Annotated in this window: 1 protein-coding gene; it reads right to left on the bottom strand. The window is 70.3% G+C overall.

Annotated elements, in window-relative coordinates:
• Positions 1 to 1,723, bottom strand: a 1,723-nt coding sequence (locus tag AC1DOC_RS32485; protein WP_478131422.1) for a prealbumin-like fold domain-containing protein, incomplete at both ends; no start/stop codon positions are given.

Genomic DNA, 1,723 nt, shown 5'->3' with positions numbered 1-1,723 from the left:
CTCCGGCGGTCGCCGCCGCGGTCTTGTTCACCGCGACGCGCGCGGTGGCCGGGTTGGGGAAGGTACAGGCAATGGCCGCCGCGGGCCGCATCACGCTCGCCGGCAGGGTTGCGGTGTTGCCGTTGAGTATGGCCAGCTGCGTCGCTGGGTTGCCGCTCGTCGCGGCTGCGGAGTCCAGGCAGGACACCGACACCGGGTTGGCCGGCCAGCCCGCGGGCACGCCCGACTCCTGCACGGAGGCCTCGACGCCCGGCGTGCCCACGTGCACCGTGGTGGAGGCCTGCGGCGTGGCCAGCGCGGTCACGGCGATGCTGTCCGTCGGGTTGGTCACGCCGGTCAGCGTGAAGCCGAAGGTGTGGGTGCCGGCGATGTTGGTCTTGGTCTTGCGCAGGGTGATGCGGGGCTCCCCCAGCACCGGCGTGGTCACGCTGCTGATGCAATTGCCCGTCGCGGTGCAGGACGGGTCGCCACCGCCCGTGGCCGTCGCGGTATTGGCCACGCTCGGCGAGGCGCCCGGCAAGGGCGTGACCGGAATGACGAAGGCCGCAGCGCCGCTGGTGGCGGCGAGCCCCGCGGGCACGGTACAGCTCACGACCTGCCCGCTTGCACTGCAGCCGGCGGGCATGGTGCCGAGCGTCAGCGTGGCGGGCACGGTGTCGCTGATCGTCGCGGGAGCGGAGGTTGGTACCGGGCCGATGTTGTTCAGCGTGAGCGTGTAGCTCGACGGCACGCCCACTGCGAAGCTCGCGGCGCCGGCGGTCTTCACCAGCTTGAGCTGCGGCTGCACCGTGTTCGTGAAAGTGCAGTTGATCTCGCTGCCCGGTGCAGTGGCCGCGGCGTTCAGCGCGATGGTGCGCGTGGCCAGGTTCGGCGTGGCACTGCCTCCCGGGCCCATGCCCGTGCAGCTGATGCCGGTCAACGCATAGGGGACCGGCGGCACGCTTTCGGTGATGCTGGTGGCGGTGTTCGCGGCCGTGAGCACCTGTTCCGCCGCCGCGATGGCAACGCCGTCGTCTTCCGTCGTCACGTTGGTGGCGGTGAAGCCGTTGGTACCGGTGAAGGCGAAGCTGTCCGTGCCGCCGATCGACACCTTGCTGACCGTCATCGTCGGCAGCTTGGTGTTGGTGAAGGTACACGCAATGTTGCTGCCGGCTGCCGTGGCGGCTGCATTCAGGGTGACAGAGCGCGAGGTGAGGTTCACCGTGGCCGTGCCGCCCGCGCCCATGCCCGTGCAGGCGATGCCCTTGAGCTTCCAGCCGGCGGGCGGCACGCCTTCGGTGATGGTGGTTGCGGCGCCCACGGTGGTCAGGCCGGATGGATCGCCCTCCTCTGGCACGTTGGCCGCAGAAGTCGTGATGCTTTGCGCCGCGAAGCCGTTGGAGCCGGTGAACGAAAAGCTGTCCGTTCCGCCTTCGCCCAGCTTGCTGACGGTGACGACCACGCGGGTGTTGGTGAAGGTACAGGCGATGTTGGCGCCGTAGTCCGTGGCCGCCGCATTCAGGGTCACCCGCCTCAGCGCCAGGTCATAGGTCGCGGTGCCGCCCGCGGCCATGCCGGTACACGAGATGCTGCGCAGCGCGAAGCCCGCGGGCGGGGCGGACTGCTGCAGGATCGTGTCGCTCCGCGCGACCCCCAATTCCATGGTCGGCCCCGATTCCCCCTGGCCGGCCACCGTCGTGACGATGGGGCTGACAGGCGCCGCGTCGTTGGTGCCGGTGAACGC

The sequence above is a fragment of the Variovorax sp. 01T439_2 genome, from assembly GCF_056398445.1.
The sequence above is the reverse complement of the archived record's forward strand: the minus strand, read 5'-3'. Positions and strand labels throughout refer to the sequence as shown.